This is a genomic window from Paenibacillus kyungheensis, assembly GCF_028606985.1.
GTDB lineage: Bacteria > Bacillota > Bacilli > Paenibacillales > Paenibacillaceae > Saccharibacillus > Saccharibacillus kyungheensis.
In genome coordinates, this window is record NZ_CP117416.1 from 4,807,914 (window position 1) to 4,834,819 (window position 26,906).

Sequence of the window (26,906 nt, forward strand, 5' to 3'; positions counted from 1 at the left end):
AATACAAAGTCTCTTCACTCTATCGTTCTATTTTTTATATAATAGTAAAATAGGAATAAATTGGTATGCGTTCATGTGGATTATCATACTGCATTCTAGCTAAGAGCTCTTTACAATAAATACGGTAGACCACCTAGCAACAATAAGGAAGGATGAATGACTGTTTATGCTTCGACTCAAATTAAAATTCCTGCTCCAAAATAAACAAACCCGGCTGATGTTGCTGTTAACGATAGTATTGTCTGTCTTGATTACTACGATTGCTTTATTTTCCTATTCCCGTTATCGGCAAGAATTAGATACCGAATTGAATACACCGAATATTGAATTATTGCAAATTAATCTAGATGTGACCAACAGAGCTTTTCGCGAATCCGATAACAAAGCTGTCGATGCTTCATTTCATCCAGATATTCTGAATTACATACAGGCTAATCCGGTAGGAACGAACTATAGTGCACAGGTAAATCAAGCACAGCGTTATTTGAAAACGCTCGCATCTGATCAAGATATCTATTCGATCGATATTATTACATTGGATCAGCAACATATTTTATCCAGTCAGTACGGTTATCGTGCAGATTGGCAACAATCACCGGATAACACATGGACAAGTTGGATTCAACAGATCAAACAAAAGCCTTTACTGATTCAGCGACGGTGGTATGGAAAAAGTGCTACAGATGGTCAGATCGAACTGCTTTCTCTAGCCAGACCGATTGTGAGCCACGAGAAAGTGATCGGTGCTGTTATGATTAATCTGGATTATGATCGTTTTTTCTCAAAATTTTATGTGCATTTATCGAATGAACAGATTGTGTACGATCTGGATGGTCATCTTATTTATCCTAAGCTCAGTGCTTCTGTGCCTATCAACGAAATGGATCAAGTGATCACTGAATTAGGTGTACAGCCTTTCGCTTATGTAGATATCCGTGGACAAGATTATATGGCGAATCAGACTTTCTCGGATGTGACTGGCTGGCGACTCGTTTCGCTAGTTCCGATGGAGCAATTACTCAAGCATGTCAAATTAGCCCGTAATATGATGCTCCTTCTTTCCCTGATCTCGATAGCGATCGGATGTGCGGCAGTCTATTCCTACAGCTATGCGGCTTTTCGCCCACTTAAACGAATTAACAAACTGCTTCATCCAACAGATCAACAACAGCCACCTCATAATCTATACGATCTAGAACCTGCGATTAGCAAATTAATCGGTGATCTGCATAGTACTTCTTTTCTTGCGGAACGCAGTCTACCTGAATTGCGCTCCAAGTATATTCAGGATGTGCTTCATCAACATATTGGATTGCAAGAATTGGATACGAAATGGAATTATTATTTTCAAGATTGGGAATCAGATCTGCTTGTCGTGACTGTCATTTCGATTGATCGGTACCGAGCATGGACAACTTCATACAGTAGTGAAGATCAGATGCTACTAAAATACGCATTACATAATATCATGCTCGAAATTCTAGACTCTCATTGGCGTGTCGTCAGTATCAATGCGGATAAAGATTATTTTACCTTTCTATTACAACCTAAAAGTGCCTATTCGATAACATGGACAGATCAGTGGGCTATCGATATGGAGCGTTGTATTCAGATTGTAAAAGAACATCTGAATGTATCTATTTCTGTCGGTGGTGGAAGTTCTGTAGATACGATTGCTCAGACTCCATCTTCTTATACAGAAGCTATTACAGCGCTATCTTATCGGTTGTACAATGGCTATGGACGTATACAACATATGCCGCAAGACCATGCTTCTGCTACAGCCTTTCCTTTAGAACAGCAGGTATGGATTCAAGAAATGGTAGATCGCTGTGAACAAGCAGATCAGCAAACAGCTTTATTATGGATGGACAAAGGATTGAACGATATTCAAGAACATTCCATCATTCCTAAGGAAGCTTATAAAATGTTAGATCAGGGTGTGCACTCATTATTACAATGGGCACAATCACATGAACATACCCTTCCTATAGAACTGGCTAATTACTATAGCGGACAATTGAACACGTTAACATTAGAAGAGATTAAGACATTGTTACGGACTCTGATTACTGAATTAGTAGATGAGCATATGATCTATCGTGTGTCACGTGAACATCTTTTGGTACAAGATATGAAATCGTATCTAAGCGAACATTTACATGAAAATATTGGGTTACCGGATGTAGCCCATCATGTACAGATGAGTGTCTCGTCTGTCAGTGCGATTTTCAAAGAGGAAACAGGAAGTACATTATACGATTATCTGACTCACTTGCGGATGTCCAGAGCCTGTCAATTGCTATTAGATACCGAGCTAAAAATCAGTGAAATTGCAGGGCAAGTAGGCTATCAGAATGAGAATAGCTTTATCCGCACATTCCGTAAGCACAAAGCTACAACACCGGGCAAATTTAGAGAAATCCACAAATCAACCAATAGACATGCAGATCCGCCAAACCGTTGATATTTCAGCTTTTTGGCATATATATTGTGCAATTATCCGATAGAATCGCCACCTCTACTGGGCTACACTCAAATTGTTAAAAGCAAATCATGCGTTGAGTGAATATGCGCTATCTGTGGAGGTGAGCTTGACGATATGATTCCTACGTTATTCTATTTATTGCTCATTGAAGATTCTGCTTCTTCATTGGTAAAGAATAATGTAAGCGAAATCATATGGTGAGAAGAGGGATAGGAGATGAAAGATTGGCTTCTTGTGCAACTATTCAAAACATCCAAATGGAAAACAGCAGTTAGCCTACTAGCAACTGTCATTGTTGTATTGGGATTGATCAGCTTTTTCAGTGGAAAGTGGAGCGGTATTTCTTTGTACTATAATACTCCTTCTTCTTTTCCCACCAAGCCGATTACATTGGTTGTTCCTTATGCTGTTGGTGGAGGCACAGATATTACAGCACGCGCACTGGTGCAATCCACTCAAAAGTATATCAATCAACCGATCACTGTCGTCAATCGTACAGGTGGAGGCGGTTCAATCGGACTGATGGAAGGCGCTAACGCTAAGCCAGATGGCTATACTATCACCTATCTCGTTGCCGAGTTAACCACATTGCCCCATATGGGACTATTACCGATTACGTATGAGAAATATAAACCTATTATCCAGACCAATAACGATCCGTCTGCGATTACTGTACGAGCCGATGCACCCTGGAAAACAGCACAACAATTTCTCGATTATGCTCGTACTCATCCCAGTCAGATCAAAATGGGCAATGCCGGCACAGGAAGTATCTGGCATCTAGCCGCGGCAATGTTAGAGCAAGCCACTCATGTGACATTCACCCATATTCCTTACGAAGGTGCAGGACCTGCCGTCTCTGCCCTGATGAGTGGATTTGTCGATGCTGTACCGGTTAGCCCTGCTGAGGTCAAAGAAGAAGTCGATCAAGGCAAGTTACGGATACTGATGATCAATGGTAGCGCACGTTCCGAAGCATTTCCAGATGTGCCTACTTTGCAAGAAGCGACAGGATATACAGTGAATTTTAGTGGAACATGGCGCGGTCTAGCGGTTCCTCAGGATACACCGGATGAAATTGTACACTTATTAGCCGAAGCGTTCACCAAAGGAATGAAGGAACAGGAATTTCGAGAAGATATGTCTGCACATGGACTGGGATTACTCGTCAAAGATAAAGACGGATTCCGGCAACAGATGCAACAAAGTCATGATCTGTATGCACGCCTAATTCCTGAACTTGGTTTGAGTCGAAAATAAAACCGCTTTAGTGGAACTTCGGTACTCACGAAAGGGTTGTGTCTGTATGCAAATCAAAAAAACAATCGATAAAATTCCCGGCGGGATGATGTTAATCCCTTTGCTATTAGGTGCTGTTGTTCATACATTCTGGGCAGGATCAGGTGAATATTTTGGATCATTTACTAAAGGATTGATGACAGGAACGATCCCTATTCTGGCTGTATGGTTTTTCTGTATGGGAGCTTCGATCGATGTCCGAGCGACAGGAACGGTGCTACGTAAATCAGGTACGCTCGTATTAACAAAGATTGCGGTCGCATGGGTGGTAGCGATGATCGCGATGCAATTCCTGCCTATTGGTGGCGTACAAAGTGGCTTTTTTGCAGGATTATCTGTACTCGCTCTGATTGCGGCGATGGATATGACCAATGGGGGTCTGTATGCGTCTGTGATGCAGCAGTATGGCACCAAAGAAGAAGCAGGGGCATTTGTGCTAATGTCACTCGAATCCGGCCCTCTGGTGACGATGCTAATTCTAGGTAGTACCGGTCTTGCTGTGTTTGAACCCCATACGTTTGTGGGAGCAGTGTTACCTTTTCTAGTCGGGTTCTTATTAGGTAATCTCGATCACGATTTACGTAGTTATTTTGGTAAAGCGACGCAGACGTTGATTCCTTTTTTCGGATTTGCTTTAGGAAGTTCGATTAATCTAGGTGTTATTATTCAGACAGGCATGCTTGGCATCTTACTGGGTGTGATCGTTATTATTATCACCGGTATCCCTCTCATGCTAGCCGACCGCTGGATCGGTGGCGGAAACGGAACCGCAGGTCTTGCCGCTTCCAGTGCAGCAGGTGCAGCCGTAGCCAACCCGATGATCGTAGCGACGATGAAGCCTGAATTTATGCCTGCCGCACAGTCTGCTACCGCTTTAGTTGCCGCGGCGGTGATTGTAACAGCGATTCTGGTGCCGATTTTGACGGCGTATTGGTCGAATTATATGAAGTCGAAAGGTAAAGTGGTGGAACAGGTGCAGAGTGATGAGGATATACAAGGGTCTGAGATGAAGTTGAAGCATGTGAAAGGGCATTAAGATAAAAAACAAAAAGGAAGATTCAAAGTAAAGTTTTGCTTTGAATCTTCCTTTTCAATTTTATATATTTAAGTCTTTAAAATAGTATTATCACTAAAATTAGTTCGATATATATTTTATTTTTATACCATTACTGTATATACTAGCGATTTTTATATTAATGTTTATAAAATATCAATCACATTCCATACTTCTTTAAAACTTTTACCCTCTATTTCACCTAAGTCAAATAACTCTTTTGAAGTGTGAAATGATTGACTAAAACTATCTTTCTCTCTAGTTAAATAGTAACCATCATTATTACTACTTATCCAATATCTATTATCTTGATAATAAAATGAAAACTCTTCTCCCCATCCTACTCTTTTTATTAAATCTTCATAAATCATTTTTGACCTCCTTATCTACTTTTAACGCTACCATCAGAATTGTATTTCCAAGTATGCTCATGAGGTGCCTCAGGATGTTGATTTGTATTACCATGATGTGAATAGTCTACATCTCTTATTGCTTTCCCATCAGCTCCAAACCATCTTCTTGTTTTAATTTCTCCTGTTTTAGGATCTAAAATATCAATACTCGAATTAGGCTTGCCTATGAAACCAGGATTTTTGACAACAGATTCATGTTCAGATGAAGGAGTAACATCTATATTTCTACCTAAGTTTGATTTTATAGTTTCTTTTTCAATCTTTAATTTGTTCTGAACTTCCTCTTCAAATTGCTTACTGATAGTTTTGCTAAAATCAGAATTTTTAACTTTTGCAATTGTTTCAGGAGAAATTCTAGTTCCTGACCAACTTTTTGTTTTACCTTCATTTAAAGTACGATTTACAACTCTAGGTGCAGGGCGAATGTTCATTGACATTGGGCCACCACCACCGCTTGCACCCATTTCGTCTCTATGTCCAGTAGGATCAATATAAAGTAAAGGGTTATTTTTAACATACGTATAAATATTCAGACTGAGTGGGTTAGTAATCTGTCCCTCATAGGAATCTTCATTCAAAAAACGCCCTTGAGTTGGATCATAGTACCTTGCTTTTAGATAATATAGACCTGTCTCAGCATCATACATCTGACCTGCATACTTAAAGCTATTCGCTACGGTTTCTTTCTGCTGACTAATATTTCCCCATTCATCGTAGCTATAACTGTTAACAACTGCTCCTGTTTTATCCACCATTTGGACGATATCCCCATGCCCATTAGCTAGATAATAATAATCTTGCGCATCTAATTTTCCTTTTTTCACAAGTACTCGATCACCACGAATATAACTTGCTTGTAAGCCATTACTTGAACTTTCAGAAATAATATTACCCCAAGCATCATAATTATATTGAGTGGATACATTTCCAGATGTTTTTTGAAAACGTAATCCGTTTGGCAAGTAATCGATAGTCGTTTTGGCTCCATCGATCGTTGCAGAAGTCAGACGATCATCCAGATCATAGCTGTAATTCGAACTCTTTGTAGCTGTAAGCTCTTGCGTATCACTCAGTGTTTTGCGATTGCCACGTAAGTCATACGTGTAACTTGCTGTACTTCCATCGCTGCGTTTCACTGCAATCAAGCGATTAAGCTTATCGTAGCTATACGTAGAAGTTTTGGTGGCTCCATCATTCAGAGTCTCACCGATCGTTAAAATATTTCCATTATTATCATAGGCATAATTGTAACTCGATAAGTTGCTAGAACCTTTGGTGTTACTCATCTGAATCAGACGATTCAGCGGGTCATACGTGAAGCTTTCTTTCAGCGTACTACCATCTGCCAACGTTGGGAACGTAATAGACTGAACTTTGCCTAGAGCGGTGTATGCGTAATTCACATTAACCACATTTGCTGTATTGCGCGTCTGTGCTCCATTGGTCTGAATTTGACTTAATCGAAGTTTGTCATAGCCATAGTTCATAAAATAACTACTTCCTGCCAGGCTATTCTTCTGATTAGTTACACGATCTAGCGTATCATAAGCCACATCTAGACGAGAGCTGTACGCATTTGCTCCTGTAGATACCAGACTGGTTACTCGGTCTTGTTTATCAATGGTACTGGTCTGAGTTGCTGTTTTAACGCTGTCCATGTACAATTCATGGCGATCGGTTAGCAAGTTGCCATCACTACCGAAGATCATTTTTGTTTGTAGTGTGTTGCCTGCTTTACCTGTTAACGTGGCTACCGTACGTTCTCCACGCTCATCATATTGATAGTTAGTGTTGGTTCCATTACGGTCACTTTCTTGAGCCACTAATCCACGAGCGTTGTAACTGATATTCGTCGTTTGTCCGGATAAGTCTGTCTTGCTAGTGATCGCTCCGATTTCGTTATAACTTTTCGCATACAACGTTTCTTCTTTACCTGAAGGATCGACTGCTGTAATTCGAGTTAATTGTCCATTCACATCATAGTTATATCGACTCTTTTGATTGAGAGCATCTTGAACTGTCGTTAGTCGATTTAATGCATCATAACTATAAGTGTTGGTCACTCCATTACTGTTTGTATTTCCATTTGGATCGGTATAGCTTAGAATATTCCCTTCCAGATCATACGTATAGCTTTCTTGAATCGGTTGATTATGAGAAGCCGCTCCATCTTTGAACGTTACATTTTTCAACAAATGACCATAAGCATCGTAAGACTGTTCTACGGTATTCAAACGAATATTTCGATTGTCTGAATTTGCACGATAAGCGCCAACATCTGCCGCAGCTATCGCAAAATGATTGACCTTTTGTTGTGTTAAATGATTAGCCGTTACATATAGATTGCCATATGCATCTGTAGCTTCTTTACTCTGTCCCCATGCGTCATAAGTAACCGTCTGAGTGTTGCCCATGTTGTCTATCCCATAGATAGCGTTACCTTGATCATTCGAGTGGTATTGAGCACGTGTCCAGCCATTGCTTTCATTCCATGTCTCATCGACACGAGGAAATCCAAAACCATCGTAATACAGAGATTCTCTACCGAGTGTCGTTACTGCTCCACTGGTTGTATTTGTATATTGACGTGCTGTATCTACGCGTAGTGTCAAAATATTAGCATTTTCATTATCTGCACCCGCACTAGATACTCGATTGGTATACGTATATTGGTCTTCTACACCATACACTGTTCCATCCAAGTTCGTAATCGAAGGAGAAACGACTTTAATAGGACGACCTAAAATATCATACGTGGTCGTTGTCGCTTTACCATTACTATCGATTTGTTGAATAGGTAGACCTGTCGACATATCATATTTGGTTTGCACACGAATAGTCTGTGTATTTTTACTACCATCTTTAGCAGTATTCGTAATTATGGTTGTTTGCTCGGTAGGATAAGCATATTGAGTCTCTGCACCATAACGAGTTGCTATTTTTGAAGTTAAACCATAGCCAACTTCTTCTGATACGGTCACTTGAGCAATCTGATGAGGATTAGCAGGTGAAGCATCATAACTATAGACTTTGGTTTCGCCTAGAGCATTGGTAGACGTTTTTAAACGCCCATCTGATGTATAAGCATACTTCTCGCTAAGCGACTTGTTAGCATCTTGATACCATGATTTGCTAGCTAGCTGCTTATACGTATTATCGTACGTGTAGCTTGTGGTATGTTGACTTTTAGTTGTCGCATTATTAAATTCGCTATCCAAAAGATCATCGGTTTGACTTTGAATATCTCCCCAATCTGTATAGATCGTTTCGCTATAACGTGTGGTTGCACCATCAGCATCTTGAGTAGTCGTTTGAGTTTTGGTTGGTTTAAATTTGAATACAGGATCAAAACTCAAATTCGTAGTGGTTTTGTGTTCATTATTTGCGGATACGGTATCTACCGAAATTAGCTTTTTCTCGCCACTAAATGTAGTCGTTTGAGTCAACCCATTGCTTTCTGTATTACTTTTGATTTTACTTGTGCTCGAATAACGATAATCTTTGTCTGCAATCTCATAATTACGATTACTGTAACTTCCTGCATAACTATAATCTACATGACTATAATCACCTGAAGCTTGAACATCACCATTTATCTGTTTATAGACCTGATCTGCTCTAGATATAATACGATAGTCTTTAACAGCACCTTTTTTACCAATATCATGAATAGTCGATTCATACGTATAATTGGTTACCAATCTTGGATATTTTACTTGTTTGAGTAAAGCAAAGGGTTCCTGTGCTCCTGCTGTATCCAACGGATAATGTCCAGAGCGGAATGTGAATAATCCTACTTTTACATCATAATCAAGATACTCTTCATCTTTGGAAGGATCGATAATGCCGTAAAGTACAGGAGCATAACCATCATTAGCACCGTTGTATTGAAGATTTATTCTACTTTTTGCAAAAGTGACTCTTTTGATCTCCTGATTGTTGGCATCTCTAGCGATAGCCACTAAGTTTTCGCCCTGGAAATCACTATTTCTCAAGTTAGAGTCATACTTAAATTCGATTGTTCTTCCTAAACTATCTGTAATGGTTGAAAATACTTTAGCTACTTTATCGTTATATACCTGACGGTCTGCATAGCGGAAAGTAATTGTATTTCCATAACGATCTACAATTCCTACTAATCTTCCATCTTTAGCGAAGTATTCACGCTTTTTATCTGCATGTTCCAAATAGTAAGCCGAAGCATCTTGACCATTATTAAAAGAACCTGCATCGCTCATAAATAGTAAATCTTTACCTTGATAGTCAACTAAATGAGTAGTCTTTGTTGGTTCCGACCATGTGTTGTACAGATCAATTTGGTAAGAAGCTCCTTGACCGTCGTAATAATACATATAATTATTAGCAATTTGTACAGACGGGAACTGAAATGACCATCCTAAACCTAGATCATACCGTTCAAGAGGATGATTTTTTTTGATTACGTAACCTCTACCTTTTTTATTGCTATTTCGTTCATAAGGTGAGGATTCATTAGAGTTATACATAATGCCTAGATTCAAATCTAAGCCATCTCTACCTGGAAAACTCATTTCATTTTCTTTCCAAGAAAGACTTCCTGATGCTGGATCAATCGTTTCATTATTTTTGTCGTATTCTGCAAATTGTAACTTATTGGTCTGATTGATCGATTGTTTGGCAATTAAATCATTCATTACACTATTATATTTTTCATCTAAATCATCTGAAGAACTGGATGTACTGGCAATAGATACTTGTGAAGAAGCATTTAATTTGGGTTGGGATTGAGTAAGTGAAGTTTCTCCAGTCGTTGGATTCACTGTATATACATCATTAGTTACGGATGTTCCAGTAAACATAGGCGTAGCTACATATTTCTTTTCCATCGATTCCCATGAAGAACCCGACTGATTTTCTTTCCACAATTTGATAGGATCGATACCTGATTGTTGATATAGATACGTCACCCAATAGATATCAATTAGTTCTGCACCATCTACTACCATATCCTCAACCTGTTGTTGAGTTAGCGGTGCAATATAGGCTGATGTTGTTGAAGTATTTTCTGTACTTAGCGAATTGATCGAGGCACTGCGCAAGCGCACTTTAGATGTATTAACAGATGATGTCGAGTTCTGATTTATTTTAGCACCGATTGCAGCTAACTCTTGATCTTCATCATCATAAGTATTCTGTACTACACTATCTGATGTATTTTTTATCGAAGCATTCCATTCTTTCAAATCTACATCTACGGGTGGTGCAATTACACTAGGAGGAGCGGTAGCAGTGCTAGAAGAAGGTGTCGTTTCTGCATGAGCATACGAAGGAGAATATACAACCGTTATTATCAAAATAAAGCTTAATATCCATAATGTTAATTTACGATTCAATTGTCTATAGTTCACGTTCCAGGCTCCTTATGAGTTCAAATCGACTACAAATATACTTTCTATAACCGTTTGTTTTCCTTGTTTATTTGTAATGACAATACGTAACACATGATCAAATTCACCTGGAACGACTTTCTTTTTGTCTGTTTTTCGATCACGTTTCTTATGTGGGGTTCCAGCAGTAGAAAAAATTAGGCCATTTTGGTAAAAACCAGCAACATGATTGTTATAGTCTGGATATACTTTATATACATCTTCACGTGATCCACCCATAACACCGCGCCCTACATTAACATCGTCAATATATAAATCTACTTTTGCAATACCAGCAGGATCTAAATACCAACCATAGGTATTTACAACATGAGTATCTTGTTTGTATTCCACTACATCTAGAACATAATTAATAGGTAATCCAGATTTGGCTGGAACAGGTACGGCTGGCGGAACAAGTGTAGGATCAGGTGGTGCTGGTGTAGGTGTTGGTACAGGCGTTGGAGCCGGAGTAGGTGCTGGCGTTGGAGTGACAGGAGCAGAAGGGTTAATAACACTGCTATAATCTCCATTTGTCACCTGTTTACTAAGTAAATTGCCGTTAGCATCGTAAATGAATGCTGTTTTTTCTTTGGTGGTTGTAGTTGAAATAAGTCTGCCATTAGCATCGTATTCATATAACTTTTTAGCATCTGCGAATGCAAAAGAGGCAGAGCTTACAAACAAAGAAGTAGCTAAAAACGAAAAAGTAAATAAGTTAACTATTTTTCTATTAATTATTTTTGTTTTTTTCACCATATTGTCTCTAATTTCTCCTTATTCTCGTAATTACAAGTTAATTTAGACAAAATTTATCCATTCACTCTTGATATATGTATCTCCCTCCAATATCCTCCATATTAATTTCCGATACTTTAATATCCATATATAGATTTTAGAAATCTATATTACAATTTTGATATATAATTTTAATACTTTTGTTATTTACTTTTTTACATATATGTGGATAATTATTAGCGTAAATTTACCTATATAAATTCTTATAACATCCAATTAATAATATTCAATTTATTGTCTAATATTTATAAAAATTATATTAAAAATCTATATATGGATTTATTTATTTTAATAATGTAGGAGTATCCTAATTTAAAATAGATAAGATCATTTAGTTCATATATCACTCGTTAGAGAATAAATTCAAACAAAAAAGGATACACCCTGATACAGGTATATCCTTTCATATTTATTCAGCATAGCTAATCTGAATCTGACCGAGCAGTTCTTCTACTTTGTGCTTGGCGGCTATGGGGGTAGCGGCTTCGACGATAATGTAGCCGAGACGGTCGTCTGAACTGCGGGCGATATCGACATCGCTTCCTGCTTGCACATCAATCTGATAACGCTTGACGTCTTCGTGATGTAAATGCTCTAGTCCAGTGATGGTACGCACTGTTCCTTTGCGATCTGCGACGAGGTAACCTATAGCGGAGGCTTGATACTTTTTCTTATCAATATCTAATGGCTGGGCAAGATATTTCAAAATCGTTTCTTTAAATATATTGATCCCATACGCATTGACGATCAGATCAGACGTGATATTGTCTCCACCGGGTCTACCGTTCACTTCAATAATCTTAGGGCCATCCTGAGTGTATTTGAGTTCGACATGAGTAGGGCCGTTTTGGATACCGATCGACAATACCGCTTGCTTCGCTACATCAATAATCTGGTCACGTTGTTCTTGATAAATCGACGACGGGAATACATGCAACGTCTCCACAAAATAAGGCAAATCCGATGTATGCTTTTCTGTGATTTCCGCAAAAGCAATTTCACCCTGACTGAGAAAGATTTCTACGCTAAATTCAGGGCCGGTCAGATACTCTTCGATTAGGTACTCTTCTCTGACTTTGAAGTCCATATACGTTGTTTTGAAATCGATAATCTCGCGGAAAGCTTCGCGTAAGACGCTCTCATTTTCAACAAAATATACACTCTGACTGCTTGCCGCATTGGTCGGCTTGAGCACTACCGGATAACCGATCCGTGCTGCGGCGATAACCGCTTCTTCACTATCTCGCACGACAGCGAACTTAGCACTAGGTACGTTATCTCTGAGAAAAGCTTGTCTGGCTAGATCTTTATTCCGTGCATTCGATGCGGCTACAAAAGATGTTCCGTGTATGCCCAGACGCTCACCTGCTTCAGCCGTCACCGCAGACGCATAATCTGTAGCTGGAATCAGAGCATCGAATTGACCGTGATATGGACTATTGATGATCGCTTGATAAATCGATTCTGCATCTCGAATATCTGCCACAAGCAGATCGTCGTATAGTCCTTCATAACCGTATAATTGTGGATTATCTGCGGATGAAGCGATCACAACCACTTCACATCCTAATGCTTTGGCTTCTTTTACAAAACTGACTCCGTAGAAGCTAGGTTCTACAAATATTATTCGTTGGTTTGCCATGATGGATTCTCCTCATTTGCTAACATATGAACTTGCGTGGAAATAAATATAAACCCGATCAGCCCTGCAACCATTAGTACACTCATACATAAGAATCCGTATCCTGCTCCAAAACGGTCGATCACGAATCCCATACCAGATGAACCGCCTGCTTGAATCAATAGTGATATCCCTGTCCAGACTGCCATCGCCCGTCCCATAAAGGCTTTTTGTACATTTTCCATTAAGATGGTATTCATCACAATTCGAAGCGAAGAATTACATAATCCTAAGAAAAGGCTTCCTAAATACAGTAAAACAATCGTCGTATTCAGATATAACGAAAATAAGTCGATCGTAGCGATGAAGAAGAACAACAATACCATCTGTTTGTTCGATATTTTGGGAATCATCAGCGATACAAGAAATCCAGATACCAGTCCGCCGATTCCATAAAACATATCTGATAATCCAAAAGTAATACTGTCACTTTGTAGCGTTACATTCACGTAAGCAGGCAATACCACGTTATAAAGCATCGTTACTGCTAACGGCACAATCGAGATAATACCTAGAAAAAAGATCGTTTTGCGCTGACGCAAAAAGCCAAGCCCTGCGCGAAAACTTTTGAGAAAGCCTTCTTTGTGTGAAGGATTCACAATAGATGTATATTTAATACCGGATAACACTATACTGCTAATCAGGAATACCACAATATTGATAAACAAAATCACTTCAAATCCATAATATTTGTAAATGATCCCTGATACTGCTCCTGCGGAAAACATCCCGACCTGTAAGCTAATCTCGATAAAAGAGTTTCCATTAATCAGTACATCTTCCGGCAAAATCTCTTGAATCAAGCTACGAGAAGCCGCCATATAGATCGTCCATCCAACACCATTGATCACCGCAAATAAATACATTAATGGCATACTAAATCCTTGTACAAAAAACAAAACAGCTAACAAAATCAATAAAAAAGCACGCAATAGATACGTCCACAAAATCACTTTTTTACGATCAAAACGGTCGGTAATAATTCCAGCCAGTGGTGACACCAGAAATCCGGCAAGCACATTAAAAGTAAGCAAAAAGCCGACATATTGATTCGAGCCTGTCTGTGCTAATACATACCAGTTGGCTCCAATCGTAGCCATCCCAACGCCAAAACCCGAAATCACATCTGAGATTAGAAATTTACGAAATTGTGCATTTTTTAATATGGATAAGAACATAGTGGGCTGCCTTCCTTGACCTCATAGATAAATTGCGTAAGCTTTTCCTTCGTAAATCCCAGATATTCCAGCACATCTTCATGACTGCCCCCATATTTCGGCCACTGCTCATTCGGGGTAAATGAATACACCTGCTTATGGGGTAACAACAGACTAAGATAAGAACCGACACTGCCTGACTGACGATGTTCTTCAATAACAATAATTTGTGCTGCGCTATTTTCTATTTTTTTCAAATTTGAGATCAATGACTGTTTATCTACATAACACAGATGTAGATGGTTGAGATGGGGTTGCTCTTTTTTCAATTGGATCGCCATTTCAGTCGCTTGTTCACCGATAGAAATGAGGGCAATAGGCGCATCTTCGATCCATGCACCGTCTACAGTATATTGATCTCCTTGCGCAATCGAAGGTAGACTGTCAAATGACTCGTTACGAGAAAGACGAATATAATACGGTTGCTCTGATGCTGCCGCTTCCCGAATGACACGTCTTGTTTCTTCTTCTCCATGCGGACAAGCGATTTTGATATTTTGAAAAGTCTGAATCACAGCAATATCTTCTAATGAATGATGGGTTGTACCGAACCAGCCGCCTGATACACCACCATAACAGCTCACAATATTGATATTCTTGTGCATATAACCCATTGCTAGCTTGATATTTTCGGCACAGCGCAAAGCGACAAACGGAGCAAACGTTGAAAAGAATGGCTTAAATCCACCTTCTGCCAGACCCGCACAGAGATCGACCGATGTCATTTCAGCAATCCCTAGATTGAAAAAGCGGTCAGGAAACTGTTGTGCAAATTGATGCTTTTTGCCGCCTAGATCGGCTTCAATAGCGACAATGGTCTGATCCTGTTCGGCAAGCAATGTCAGTTCATCTTTGTACGCATCTCTTCCTGAAAGACTCATCTTAACGCCTCCTTCCATTTGTAAGCTTGTGCTTTACTAATTTTGGCATAATGTGCGCTTGGATTGCCTTCCATCGCTTGGATTCCTTTACCTTTAATCGTATTCGCCAGAATAACAAGCGGTCGATCTCCTTTGGATTCCAAAGCTTGTGTAATCTGTTCGATATCATGACCATCAATCTCCTGTACATCAAATCCAAAAGCACTGAAGCGATCTTCCAGATGAATTAACGGTGAAATGTCTTGCACTAGACCATCATTTTGTCCACCATTCACATCGATAATATAGATAAAGTTAGTAATCTGTTTGGAAGCAATCACTTGCATCGCTTCCCAGCAACTACCTTCTTGAAGTTCACCATCCCCACTAATTACAATACTGAGTCCCGATTCTTGCTTGAGCTGTTGAGATAGCGCCCATCCTGCTCCATACGCTGCCCCATGCCCCAGACTCCCTGTCGCAAAAGCGATATGGGGAAGCAGATAATTAGGATGCCCTGTAAATAGCGAATCTTTAGCTCCATAGCTATCCGCAGGATTATCTTCGATCAGATCTAACACATATAACGTGCTATACAGCGCTGCCGCCGCATGCCCTTTACTCAAAATAATCTGGTTACGGTCATCTTTTCCATATAAAAAATAGCTGGTTAACAACAGATCGATCACAGACAGACTGCCTCCGATATGACATCCTACTTCGGTTGCCGCAATATCTATAATCAGCTTGCGGGCTTGAATCGTATGTTCATGTAACTTGCTCTGTGTTAAGGGCATATACATTCTCCTTACTTTTCGAAGAGATCAAGGAAAACCATGTCTCAATGCTCTGACGTAATACTTTGCGACTTAACTGTACTTCTTCGATATCCAGAAATTCTTGATCGGTATGATCCAGACTGGCATCTCCCGGTCCAAAAGCAACCATTGGAATATCTGTCCATGTAGTTGCCAGTGTATTCATATCACTGGTTCCTTTTTTCATCAAAAAGGTAAGTTTCTCATCCAGTACTGTACTTGATCCACGAACAAAAGATTTGACCAATAGATCTTTGCGTGAATTCTGATATCCCGGTGTATTCCGCAAGATCTCTACAGTGCTATCCGCCCATTCTAATGAATGAATGTCTTCTATATATCCGGCACGAGCTTGAGGCGATATTCTAAAATTCAATGTCGCTGAAGCACTGTAATGACCTCCACTATTCTCTGCTTCAATATCTACGATGGCTGATAAATGATCAGGATCATATTGAGCAATGATTTCTCGTAAATGAGTCGCCAGTTGATACACTTTGTCGATCGAACTAATACTGTCTTTACCTGCGGAATGCTGTTGCTTTTGCACAACATGTAATTGTAATTTGAGTAGCCCATAATAACCGAGGGTTAGATTATGTGTTCCGCTGGGTTCACCGATAATTACTGCATCAGCTTGTACATGATCTCGCACATAAAATGCACCTGCGGAAGAAGAAACTTCTTCTTCCACTGCTCCGATCACGACTAAACGGGCATGATCGGGAACATCTATCGTGCGCAATACCTCTACAAAGTTGATCAGGCTTCCTTTGGCATCTACACTTCCCCGTCCAGAGACACGTTGCTCATGAACAGCGCTTTGCCAGACATAAGGAACCGTATCGATATGACCGAGTAGCAGTAACGTATGTTCACCACTACCTTTGGTCAATACAATATTGCCTGCTGGATCAATCTCTGCATTAATCTCAGCCGAACTCACTCTTTCTTGCAAAAATTGAGCAAGTACTGCTTCGTCTTTGGACACCGAAGGGATACTGATGGCTTGATGAAGCAGTTCAACATCTGGAGGAATATGTTGTCCCCTCCAGAACCATGTTTTACCTGCTCCATACAATGTATGAGGACCTGTGATAGCAATATCAGCGATCCCTTGATCCAGAGCGAGTTCTGCGGCTCTTAACTTCTGCTTCATTCTGCCTGTGACCACAATCTGTTCGGCTTGCGGATAAATATCACGAATCGTCGAAGACGGATTGGCAATATCGCTTAATATGCCTGCGGTGCTGGTTACAAAGCGCAAATGACTTGCTTCTAGCGCAATCGCTAAATGTGCCGCCAACATATCTGCATCAATATTGATATACTGCCCGATCTCTGGATCATAAATAGGAGGAGACAAGCAGACCACATTATACGTATGTAGCAGTTGAGTCAAAAGCTGTTGATTGGCTGATCCATAACTCCCATATAAGGAATCCCGTACAATCACTTTTTTGTCACCTTTACGTACTTTCAAAGGTTTACCTTGCTTGCCTTGTACCCATCCATGATCACCTGCACATTGAGTCAGCACCGATAATCCATATGCTTGTAGCTGTTGTTGGACAGGTTCAAAAATATACTCTGCATACGCTTGTCTAATCGTATTCATCGCTTCTGGCGGACAATAGCGGACTTGATCACCATTATCTAGCGTAAGAAATTGGACTTCTTTTTGCAGATCAGCAAATTTGCGTTCGATGGCATCAGCTCCACCGCTAATGAGTAGAATTTTGGCTCCTTGTTTAGAAAGAGCCGCAATTTCTGCAAAAATCGTTTCACTTTTACCAATAGTGCTACTGCCTAACTTGATCACATGCAGATTGTTAATCACGGCCATATCCCCTCACTTTCGGTCGTCAAACCCGTTGACTCTGGAATTCCGTAGTAGATATTGGCTGCTTGAATCGCTTGTCCAGCAGCCCCTTTGATTAAGTTATCGATAGACACAAGACTCAGACATTTGCCATCTCGTACAACAAAGCCTGTTTCTGCATAATTGGTTCCATGCACCGTTTTGATCATCGGCCCCGGTGAAGCTTGACCGGAGTAACGGATAAATGGCTTGGATTTATACGCTTGAAAAAAAGCTTTTTTCACATCCGATTCATCGACAGACGGTTTGAGTACTGAATAAGCGCTGACAAATATGCCACGTGCCACATCCAGACTGAACGCAGCAAATGAAATATCGACAGGATGTTCGCTGTATGTTTTGGCAATATGATCAATCTCAGGAAGATGACGATGCTCGAATCCTTTGTGCAATCTAAAATTATTAACTCGATCAGCATGCGTTTCTTTACTGCTTTTACCTGCTCCACTAGAGCCTGTTTTGGCATCAATAAAGACATGCCCTTCGATTAACGAATGAAGCACCAATGGATAGATCGCGTAGATCGAAGCGACCGCCATACATCCGGGGAGATTGATCACTTTGGCATTGGGATCAACTGTCGATATTTCGGGAATATAATAATGACTTTCCGCTTGTACAGATGTTGCCAAAGATGCAGGATAGTAGCGTTCCAACACGTTGTTATCCGTAAAACGATAATCACCACTGATATTGAAAATCTGCTTCGTATGATCCAGTACATCGGATAGGTGACGGGGCAAGATACCGGTTGGCAACGCCGAGAAAATAAAATCGCATTCGTCGGTGAGATCAGCCATTTTTTGATAGGTTAATTTCGGGTTCACTTTGCGATACAGAAAAGCTTTATGTGTTTTTTCGACCGGTATGCCTGCTTTGGATTCGGAAGAAATAAAAACCACTTCAAAATACGGATGAGCGCTCAATAAGCGGTATAATTCTCCACCGACAAATCCATTTCCACCCAGTATGCCTACTTTGTACGTCTTCATCCTAAGCGGGCATCTCTTTCATAAGGTGGCTGAACATTCAGAGTACGCGCAAACGTAGCGATTTTTTCGATATTTTGATCCAACTTTTTGAATGCCAGCTCATAGGATAACAACTTTTCATATTCGACAGGAGAGCGCAATTCCCGGCAAATCGCAAGTGTAGTATTCAGCATTTCCAGTGTATTGGGAAAGTGTTCTAATCCATAAGGTAATTCATCTTCTTGATATAGACTAAACGGATATTGATTACCGAATCCTTTTTGATTGATAAAAGGAAGATGACGAGGGATCGGCACATTTTGCCATTCTCTTGCAAACACGCCTTCTTCCATCAAAATCGTCTGAATCGCTTCTTTCACCTGATAAGGAGGAATTCCGGCAAAAGCAGGCAGATTCACATTGATCTGAAGACGGAACATATTGAAGCTGTGCTTATACCCTTCTGGAATATAAGGCCCTTGAAATAAAGTGGTCTGATTCAATGTACGGATCAAATGTTGAGCATTGCGCTGACGAATCGCATCGTAATAAGGAAGTCGTTCCAATTGACTGATCCCGAACGCCGCTGCGATCCATGAGATATCATAATCGATCCCTGAATCTTGCAGAAAATTCAAAGCACGCTGATAATCTTCTTCTTTTTTGAAAAAGGCGATCCCGCCTTCGCCACCTACAGGGAAGTTTTTGTCTGCCATCAGACTTTGCCCTGCGGTATCGCCCAAAGAACCGCATAACTGACCATTGATCGAAGCGGAATGAGCATGAGAGGCATCTTCCACCAGCTTCAACTGATACTGATTGCAGATCTGCTGGATCGCTTCAATATTGGCAGGCAGACCATGAACATGCACAGGCATAATCACTTTGGTACGTGGTGTAATCAATTTCTCAATCTGGGTCACATCAAGGCAATACGTCTGTGGATCAACATCAGCGAAGATAGGAATACCTTTGGCGGCAACGACAGCTTGAGCAGTTGCGATAAACGTAAAAGCAGGTAGAATCACTTCATCTCCTGGCTCTATCCCTGCGCCGATCAGTGCCAGATGTAGACTGGATGTACCGCTCGCTGTCGAGATCGCATAATTAGCGCCTACATACTGACGGTATTGATCGGTAAATTCTTGAATCACTTCTTCCGGTTGCTTTTGAATCGAGATTAACATTTGTAGCACATCTTCTTTGGTGATATTCGGAAAAGTTGTTTTGCGACCTTCACGTGGCAACACCGCTCGACCGCCATCAATCGCTAATTCTTCATAAGCCCATGTTTCTTCAGGAATATCCAGTAAATAATGATTAAAATCAGTCTTCATCTTGTTTATCCCTCCGTAACAGTGACAGTTTCACACAAGCGCCTACCAGCGGACTGAGGCGATAATTAAATTGCACCCCAGGCTGAATTTCAAATTCTTGCTCGGTCTGTGTCCACATTGTTCTTAAGTCAAAGGCTCCAAATATTTTTAATCGTTCTGACTTTTTATACAGCGGTTCTTCATTGGTGAGTAGAGTAGCCACAGGGCCAAACGATAGTCCAGTAAAATTCACTACGATCGCTTTGTCCTGACTATGCTGCTTCAGCAATGTATCGATATCTTTTAGATTTTGCCAATCGATATCAATAACGGTGTACGCCTGATCTAATCCCTCAATCAATTCAATTCCTAACCATTGCGCAAATTTTCTTTCCTGCGGAGCCGCTGAATGAGCAAGTGTAGCCTGGCTACCATGCACAATATCCTGTCCCCAGAGCGCTCCATGAATAGCGGCTGTGAAACTGTTGTATAATGTGACATACTTTTTGCCCGACAGCTTGGATAATGTACTTTCTAAGCCTTTCAGTTCTTTTTCATTTTTTTCGATACTCATAATAATTCCGGTGTTAAGTACACGAGCTAATACAAACGAGATTGAAAAATAATCTTTTTGAGACACTTTTTGCGGTGCTTGTTCAGATATTTTGGCTAAAGACATCAATCATTCTCCTTTTACACAGCATCGATCACGATTATCAATAGATATAGATATGATCGTTATCGTATCTTTATGGTTATACTGATGATTTGACGTGTATCCATTCTGGCTGGACATTCAGGCAAGACTCAGCGATAGCTTTGGCAACATCCACTTTATGAATCAACCACGATTTGGCGAACTCTGGATTCTGATTCACTTCACAGACCATATAGATATTACGGGTATGATCGTAAAATAAATCCAGTCCATAGATACCTTCTCCGATAGCATCAATAAGTTGTTTGCTGATTTCTTGTATCGGTTGACTCACCTTAATGACATCAATCTCGGCTCCCAGATGCGTATTGGTCAACCAATTATCGTTGGAGACACGCTTGAAAGCAACAATCGGTTGACGATCTACAATAACGACACGAATATCATAGTTCCCTTTATCTACATATTCCTGTACCAGTACCGGTAAAGCTTTACCTTGAGGGTCAAGCGATTCTCTAGCCGAGATCCATGCATCCAACGCAAATTTACTATTGATTAAAGTTACGCCTCTTCCCCATGATGAACTGACAGGCTTAATCACAAAGCGTCCATCAAATCGTTCCAGATATTCGTACAGCTTTTCAAACGTAAACGCAATCGCAAAGTCCGGTTGCGCGATTTGGTTTTGCTTAAAAATGATGGCTTGAAAAGCTTTATTGGTACAAATTTTGATCGCTTCATACGAGTTCAATGTTTTGACTCCGGCTAACTCAATATATTGCGCCCGCTCTAACGCTTTGCTCTGCGACAAGCAACGAATAAGAGCGACATCGTAGCGCCGAATATTTTCGAGTTCTAATTGCATCGAGTCTGTACATACATCAACTTCTATTCCAGCCTGTAGCAAATAATCATAAATTCGACGCTCTTCTTCACGCATTTTGGTTACGCAAAACAGCAATTTTTTACGAGGATATGAATTTGACATTATTCACCCCAATCTTCTTCTACTTCCGGAGCAAACACTAGATTAGGTTGCTCATTGATCCATTGAAATTCATGTTCTTGCCCGCATTCCTGGCATTCTACAATTTCTCCAGTTACGGTCTGTTGATCCACTTCAACTTCGGCATTGCATGTTAAGCATTTGGCTGCACTCATTGTACACTCTCCTTAATATGTTGTAGTTGTTGATTGATTTGTTTGGCTTGATTCAGTGCAATATGGTCTTGCAAAATATCATCAGGCTTATTGCCAATCCCGATAAGATGACCTTGTAGATCAAGTTCTAGAAATTCAGCAATATATTCAAATTGTTGTACTGTTGGCAACCCTTTGCGATAAGGATCATCGCCACCGACAATAATCAGAAATACTTTTTTGTGCTTAATCTTCGCTTGAAAATCCGGTACAATTCTCATGGATTCTGACCAGCGATCGATAAAAGCTTTGAGTTGAGCAGACAAACCATACCAATAAATGGGTGAACTAAAAACAACATAATCCGCTTCTAAAAAAGTAGGTAATAAACGATCATAATCATCACCTAAAGGTACAAATCCTTGCTCACTATGACGCTCATCCGTGATCAATTGAATCTGATAATCACGCAAAGCGATTTCTTCAAACGGTAGATCTTGTAACAAATATTTCGCCAGTGTAGAAGCATTCCCATCTTCTCTTGAGCTTCCATCAATATGCAGAAATTTCATAATTCCCTCCTTTGTTCAGATCATCATCACAGTAATTTTATCCTTCTAATCGATACTCAAAAAGGATAAATAGGATTTCCTAATTGCGACTATTCACAGTATCTTACTATGGTATATGTTTGTCAACTATTAATACTTTTTACTTTTTTTTACTTTATTTCATTATTAATATAAGTTATTTCACTTCTTTAATTCGGATAACAACGATATAAGGTCGTCTATCAATAATGATAGATTTTTTCTATAATTGCTATTTTTGTCGGTTTATCAGTGAAATTGTAAAACAAAAAACAGCCTTCTCTATAGAAGACTGTTTACCTATAGAATATTCTATAAGACGATCTAATCTTAAATTCGTTTGGATTATTTTCCTAAAAACTCCCTTGTAAAGCGAAGCCATTCGCGTGCGGCAAAAGATAAATAGCGATCTTGATGCCAGATCATGCCTAGTTGCCAGGGGATCGAGGGGTTCACCAGTGGCAAGATGTGCACATGATCGCGACTAATCTGCTGACAGATCGTTTCTGGTAATAAGGCTACTCCTAAGCCCGCTCCAACCATTTCACTAATCAGATCCCATTGCGAACTTTCATAGATCACTTTCGGCTGGAAGCCTGCTCGTATACAAGCATCTATAATACGTCCGTGTAGTGTAAAGTCTTCACTGAAAATAATAAATGAATCTTCTGCCAGCGCGCTAAGTTCAGCGCAATCTTGCTGTGCAAATCGGTGATGATTGGGCACTAACAGATTCAGCTTTTCCTCGGTAAACGAAAAATGGTTCAACACATTCTCGGTTACAGGCAATACCGTAACTCCAATATCCAGTGCGCCATTGGCTACATCTTGCTCCACTTTTTTTCCGCCATTTTCAAAAAGCTGGATTGTTACATCAGGATACAACTGATGGAACTTTCCGATAATTTGCGGAAAAAATCGTGATCCGATCATCGGTGGCAATCCGATGCGTAAATGCCCTGTTTTGAGATTGCGCAGATCGTCCAACTCGGAAGATAGATTTTGAAAAGACTTTACAATAATCCGAGCCTGATGCTGGATTACTTTGCCTGCATCGGTTAATTCCACTGTACGCCCGATCCGATTGAACAGCTTGGCGCCTAGTTCGTCTTCTAATGAACGAATCGTTTTGCTGATCGTGGGCTGTGTAATAAATAGCGCTTCTGCCGCTTTGGTAAAGCTTCCTAGTCTGGCGACTTCCATAAAATATTGTAAATGCCGAATATCCATGTCACTTTCCTCCTATAGACAGATGGAATACATTTCATGCCATATATGAATTTTACCTATGAAAGAAACAGATGTAAAATTTTCATATAAACAATCATTGGTAGTCAATTAAGAGAGAAGGTTTTATATAGATGAAGAATATCATGAAAGGAATACTTCAGGTTGCTGTGCTGATGGGATTTTCTGAACTGTTAAATGTGTTGGTACGCTGGTTGCATCTTCCTGTACCGGGTAGCATTATCGGGATTGCTATCGTTTTTATACTGTTACAGACCAAAGTCATTAAGCTCGAATGGGTAGAGCTTGGAGCGAACTGGTTGCTTGCTGAACTGTTGTTGTTCTTTATTCCTTCAGCAGTCGGTATTATGAATTATATCCCGATGTTAGAACATGATGGGGTACGGATTGTCGTTATTGTTATACTCAGCACGATATTAGTGATGGTCAGTTCAGGGTTACTTGCTGGAACGATGGCTAAGCGGAAGGAGCGTCACGCAGGATGAATACTATATTATTTTTATTACTAACATTGTTAATCTATATGGTCACCAAACGAATATATCGCCGTTTTCCGCGTGTCTATCTGTCTCCACTGCTGATTACACCGCTCGTTCTGGTGATTCTTTTGCTCACTATTCATGTACCATATACAGCTTATAATCAGGGTGGACAATGGTTATCCCGGCTACTACAGCCTGCTACAATCGCTTTTGCTATTCCTTTGTACAAAAATATTCAAACCCTTAAAAAGCATGCGGTTGAGATTGTATCCAGTGTTCTGTTCGGTTCGATTCGATTGTAGCAGTGACTTCTTCTGCATTATTAGCGAAGCTATTACATCTGAATAATGGTCTGATGAGCAGTATTATTCCGCGCTCGATTACAACACCGATTGCGATGAATGTGTCTCAAGCTATCGGCGGTGTTCCTACCGTAACAGCAGTGTTTGTGATTATGACCGGATTGATCGGTACGATTGTAGGTCCTTTTATTGTAAAATGGTTACGAATCGATGGCGAGATTGCACGAGGAATTTTGTTCGGTACAGCAGCACATGGTACAGGAACTTCCAAAGCATTTGAGCTTAGTTCTTTAACCGGTACGATTTCTAGTATTTCAATGATTTTAGCAGCGCTATTCACACTCGCCGCTACTCCTGTATTAATGATGATGATGCTACCTTAAAAGGTAGCTTTTTTTGTGTTTTATATGTTTATAGTGTTATATTAATGATAGAAGTTTGAATCTATGTACAGATCGGTGTATGATAACAAAGTAAAGGTTACATATTTTTTTTATATCCTTCCTGTCAATCGATAAGCAGGATAAATTCGCTCAAAATGATTCCTAATATGAAGATAAACAATTATATATTTAAATGAATTTTTATACAATAATTTCAAATTTTATATTTTACTGTGTATTTGCTTTTACATTAAAAATACTCTATTTTGTTGAATTTTGCTATGAAAAATTTTATTTTCAAGTTAGAAAATAAGCATCTTAAACTGTTTTAATGCATAATTATGTAGTTAACTAAATATCAGAACTATATTTTTTATGTTAAATTTGTTCCTTATCTGTACATTCGATGTTACTATTACTGTATGCAAATCAGTTATTAGAAAGTAAGCACACTTACTTTTCTAATTACTTTTAATTTCTCTCTCATAAATTTGACCAAGCGGAGGAACTTCTCATGAAAAAAACCGGTATGGTCCGTCAGCTGGACAGTCTAGGACGAATCGTTATTCCGAAAGAAATACGGGACACTATGGAAATTGGTGTAAGCGATCCTATGGAATTCTTTATTACAGAAAAAGAAATTATTTTTCGGAAACATAAAGGAATTCAATGTATCTTTTGCGGAACATTTGACGATCTAATCTATTACAAAGATCAATTTATTTGTGGCGATTGTACAGAACAAATGGGGGATGAATCTCAACATATCGCACTCGAAGATATGCCTAGTGCGCCAACACCTAATCGCAACTTACAATCTTCTTTACGCAAATCACGTAGTAAACGGGGGGAAATGCTGACTAAAGTGGAAGATACGATGAAAGCTAATCCAGAAGCGACGCAAAATGAATTGGCTCGTATTCTAGGTATTTCTCAAAGCCGTATCTGCCAGATTCAAAAAGAACTACGTGCAAAATAAATACCAAAACCCTCTCTGTAATCTAGAATGCAGAGAGGGTTTTTTATTGTGTTAGATCGCTTATCACAAGTCTAACTACTACAAAAATGAACTGAGGATATAGATAAATAACGAGCACTTATTGCTTCACCCAGTACTGACTTCCATCATCTAACCGATCCATAAATCCATACTCAATCATATAACGACGTAATGTAACATAATCGGCATACGAACGCTTCAGAACCGCATTTACTTCTTTTTCTGTATACTTTGTACCCGGATTGAATCCGTTCATGAGATGACGTAAAATCACAATTTTGCGCTTTTCTTTACGCGGAAACTCTGATAATGGTCCCTCTAATCCTTCTTTGAAATATTGCTTCAAAATGTCCTGACTTTCCTTCTCTGTTACTGCATAACGTTCATCCACCATCGTAGCGGTACGATGTACAGATACCAATGGAGCTGGATCATTTTGCTGTTCTTCTAACAACTCCATAATCGCTAAAAATACTTTGGCTTGTTTTGTTTTCTCCCGTAATGCAAAGCGATGATTACGAATAGTCGATTTACTACCTCCGACTTCCGCTACAATTTCAGTATCTGAACGCCCTTGATAAAAAGATTGCACCATTCCACTTTGAATTTCTGTCATACCTGTCCACTTTTTATCCAGCTCTACCAAGTACGAAAACATCGACGTATGGTGTTGTTGAATATAGTGTTGCATATAACGTTCTGCTTCGTAAAAGACACCTTCTTCCTGGTAAATGACTCCTTTCTCACATACCATCCCATCGATCAGACAGATAAACCGACCTAATGAATGATTATCTTCTTCTAGCACATACCCTCGCTTCAAATCGGTTAATGAAGCTCGCCAGAACCGATCTGATATTTCTTGATTTTTTTCCATTGTCTAGTCTCCTTCTAGATAAAT

At 39.7% G+C, this 26,906-nt stretch carries 21 protein-coding genes and 1 pseudogene; 6 read left to right on the top strand and 16 right to left on the bottom strand.

The annotated features are described in order from the left end of the window. Positions 1-166: 166 nt before the first annotated feature. The 3 genes from PQ456_RS20885 to kdgT all read left to right on the top strand — a co-directional run bounded on the left by PQ456_RS20885 (position 167) and on the right by kdgT (position 4,823). Positions 167-2,467 carry an AraC family transcriptional regulator gene (locus PQ456_RS20885; protein ID WP_273613933.1) on the top strand — a complete coding sequence of 767 codons (2,301 nt, stop codon included), beginning with the start codon at positions 167-169 and terminating at the stop codon, positions 2,465-2,467. 237 nt (positions 2,468-2,704) lie between these two features. Continuing rightward, on the top strand, positions 2,705-3,748 hold the full coding sequence (locus PQ456_RS20890) for a tripartite tricarboxylate transporter substrate binding protein (RefSeq protein ID WP_273613934.1): 1,044 nt from the start codon (positions 2,705-2,707) through the stop codon (positions 3,746-3,748). Positions 3,749-3,794: 46 nt separating this feature from the next. Continuing rightward, positions 3,795-4,823, top strand: a complete 1,029-nt coding sequence (gene kdgT, locus PQ456_RS20895) for a 2-keto-3-deoxygluconate transporter (RefSeq protein WP_273613935.1) — start codon at positions 3,795-3,797, stop codon at positions 4,821-4,823. A 164-nt stretch (positions 4,824-4,987) separates the two neighbouring features. Here kdgT and PQ456_RS20900 read toward each other — a convergent pair whose 3' ends face one another. The 15 genes from PQ456_RS20900 to cidR form a co-directional block, all read right to left on the bottom strand. Then, positions 4,988-5,212 carry a hypothetical protein gene (locus PQ456_RS20900; RefSeq protein WP_273613936.1) on the bottom strand — a complete coding sequence of 75 codons (225 nt, stop codon included), beginning with the start codon at positions 5,210-5,212 and terminating at the stop codon, positions 4,988-4,990. Positions 5,213-5,223: 11 nt separating this feature from the next. Continuing rightward, positions 5,224-10,641, bottom strand: coding sequence for an RHS repeat domain-containing protein (locus PQ456_RS20905; protein WP_273613937.1), 5,418 nt, complete (start codon positions 10,639-10,641; stop codon positions 5,224-5,226). A gap of 12 nt (positions 10,642-10,653) precedes the next feature. Beyond that, on the bottom strand, positions 10,654-11,418 hold the full coding sequence (locus PQ456_RS20910; protein WP_273613938.1) for an RHS repeat domain-containing protein: 765 nt from the start codon (positions 11,416-11,418) through the stop codon (positions 10,654-10,656). 448 nt (positions 11,419-11,866) lie between these two features. Further along, positions 11,867-13,099, bottom strand: a complete 1,233-nt coding sequence (locus tag PQ456_RS20915) for an ATP-grasp domain-containing protein (protein ID WP_273613939.1) — start codon at positions 13,097-13,099, stop codon at positions 11,867-11,869. Further along, positions 13,081-14,316, bottom strand: a complete 1,236-nt coding sequence (locus PQ456_RS20920; protein WP_273613940.1) for an MFS transporter — start codon at positions 14,314-14,316, stop codon at positions 13,081-13,083. The genes PQ456_RS20915 and PQ456_RS20920 overlap by 19 nt, the downstream gene beginning before the upstream one ends. After that, complete coding sequence (locus PQ456_RS20925; protein ID WP_273613941.1) at positions 14,298-15,236, bottom strand: transketolase family protein; 939 nt, start codon at positions 15,234-15,236, stop codon at positions 14,298-14,300. Before PQ456_RS20925 ends, PQ456_RS20920 begins: the two co-directional genes overlap by 19 nt. After that, complete coding sequence (locus tag PQ456_RS20930; protein WP_273613942.1) at positions 15,233-16,012, bottom strand: 1-deoxy-D-xylulose-5-phosphate synthase N-terminal domain-containing protein; 780 nt, start codon at positions 16,010-16,012, stop codon at positions 15,233-15,235. The genes PQ456_RS20925 and PQ456_RS20930 overlap by 4 nt, the downstream gene beginning before the upstream one ends. Then, positions 15,984-17,879, bottom strand: a complete 1,896-nt coding sequence (locus PQ456_RS20935) for a M20/M25/M40 family metallo-hydrolase (protein WP_273613943.1) — start codon at positions 17,877-17,879, stop codon at positions 15,984-15,986. Before PQ456_RS20935 ends, PQ456_RS20930 begins: the two co-directional genes overlap by 29 nt. After that, positions 17,870-18,907: an N-acetyl-gamma-glutamyl-phosphate reductase gene (gene argC, locus PQ456_RS20940; RefSeq protein ID WP_273613944.1), complete on the bottom strand. Its 1,038-nt coding sequence runs from the start codon at positions 18,905-18,907 to the stop codon at positions 17,870-17,872. The genes PQ456_RS20935 and argC overlap by 10 nt, the downstream gene beginning before the upstream one ends. Beyond that, positions 18,904-20,223, bottom strand: a complete 1,320-nt coding sequence (locus PQ456_RS20945; RefSeq protein WP_273613945.1) for a DegT/DnrJ/EryC1/StrS aminotransferase family protein — start codon at positions 20,221-20,223, stop codon at positions 18,904-18,906. The genes argC and PQ456_RS20945 overlap by 4 nt, the downstream gene beginning before the upstream one ends. Continuing rightward, positions 20,213-20,881, bottom strand: a complete 669-nt coding sequence (locus PQ456_RS20950) for a degT/DnrJ/EryC1/StrS aminotransferase (RefSeq protein ID WP_273613946.1) — start codon at positions 20,879-20,881, stop codon at positions 20,213-20,215. Before PQ456_RS20950 ends, PQ456_RS20945 begins: the two co-directional genes overlap by 11 nt. A gap of 76 nt (positions 20,882-20,957) precedes the next feature. Beyond that, positions 20,958-21,848, bottom strand: coding sequence for an ATP-grasp domain-containing protein (locus PQ456_RS20955; protein ID WP_273613947.1), 891 nt, complete (start codon positions 21,846-21,848; stop codon positions 20,958-20,960). Then, complete coding sequence (locus PQ456_RS20960; RefSeq protein WP_273613948.1) at positions 21,848-22,021, bottom strand: lysine biosynthesis protein LysW; 174 nt, start codon at positions 22,019-22,021, stop codon at positions 21,848-21,850. Before PQ456_RS20960 ends, PQ456_RS20955 begins: the two co-directional genes overlap by 1 nt. Beyond that, complete coding sequence (locus PQ456_RS20965; protein ID WP_273613949.1) at positions 22,018-22,572, bottom strand: flavodoxin family protein; 555 nt, start codon at positions 22,570-22,572, stop codon at positions 22,018-22,020. The genes PQ456_RS20960 and PQ456_RS20965 overlap by 4 nt, the downstream gene beginning before the upstream one ends. Positions 22,573-22,935: 363 nt before the next feature. Next, positions 22,936-23,820 (bottom strand): cidABC operon transcriptional activator CidR, encoded by an 885-nt coding sequence (gene cidR / locus PQ456_RS20970; protein WP_273613950.1) that lies wholly within the window; start codon positions 23,818-23,820, stop codon positions 22,936-22,938. A 131-nt stretch (positions 23,821-23,951) separates the two neighbouring features. Here cidR and PQ456_RS20975 point away from each other — a divergent pair, with 131 nt between their 5' ends. The 3 genes and pseudogenes from PQ456_RS20975 to PQ456_RS20985 all read left to right on the top strand — a co-directional run bounded on the left by PQ456_RS20975 (position 23,952) and on the right by PQ456_RS20985 (position 25,984). Next, positions 23,952-24,323, top strand: coding sequence for a CidA/LrgA family protein (locus PQ456_RS20975; RefSeq protein ID WP_273613951.1), 372 nt, complete (start codon positions 23,952-23,954; stop codon positions 24,321-24,323). After that, positions 24,320-25,005: pseudogene (locus PQ456_RS20980) on the top strand (CidB/LrgB family autolysis modulator). The gene PQ456_RS20975 and the pseudogene PQ456_RS20980 overlap by 4 nt, the downstream one beginning before the upstream one ends. Before the next feature lie 514 nt (positions 25,006-25,519). Continuing rightward, positions 25,520-25,984 (top strand): AbrB/MazE/SpoVT family DNA-binding domain-containing protein, encoded by a 465-nt coding sequence (locus PQ456_RS20985; protein ID WP_273613952.1) that lies wholly within the window; start codon positions 25,520-25,522, stop codon positions 25,982-25,984. A 118-nt stretch (positions 25,985-26,102) separates the two neighbouring features. Here PQ456_RS20985 and PQ456_RS20990 read toward each other — a convergent pair whose 3' ends face one another. Beyond that, a complete protein-coding gene (locus PQ456_RS20990) occupies positions 26,103-26,882 on the bottom strand; it encodes a DUF2087 domain-containing protein (RefSeq protein ID WP_273613953.1) in 780 nt (259 codons plus the stop codon). Positions 26,883-26,906 lie beyond the last annotated feature (24 nt).